The 477-nt window shown below is 66.0% G+C and carries 1 pseudogene; it reads left to right on the top strand.

Annotated features, from left to right (window positions below):
* Nucleotides 1-477, top strand: a pseudogene (locus MRBLMC3_RS19965) (oxidoreductase); the annotation flags it as partial.

The following is a 477-nucleotide window of genomic DNA, read 5'->3' as shown; positions in this document are numbered from 1 at the left end:
CCAACGAGGGCTCTGCCAATGACTGGCATCTGGCCCATCTGGGCGGTTTGTCGATGGGCGCCGCGGGCCTGGTCATGGTCGAAATGACGAACGTCGCGCTGGACGGCCGGATCTCGCCGCGCTGCGCTACCCTGTGTTCGGACGAGAATGAGGCCGCGCTGAAGCGGGTCGTGGATTTCTGCCGCACCTATGGCGTTGCAAAGATGGGGATCCAGATCGGGCACGCCGGGCGCAAGGGATCGCAGCAGCCGCCGGCACTGGGCGGCAAGGCATTGACCGCAGAGGAAGGCGCCTGGGAAACGGTCGGACCATCGGCCATCCCGTTCGGTGACTTTCCGGCGCCCCGCGCACTGACCAGGGCCGAGATGCTCGACCTGATCGAAGCCCACCGCCAGGCCGTCGCGCGCGCCGAACGGATCGGTTTCGACCTGATCGAGATGCATGGCGGACATGGCTACCTCATCCACCAGTTCCTCT

The organism is Sphingobium sp. LMC3-1-1.1, assembly GCF_040676285.1.
Taxonomy (GTDB): domain Bacteria; phylum Pseudomonadota; class Alphaproteobacteria; order Sphingomonadales; family Sphingomonadaceae; genus Sphingobium.
Note: the sequence above shows the minus strand (reverse complement) of the source record. Positions and strands in the feature narration are given on the sequence as shown.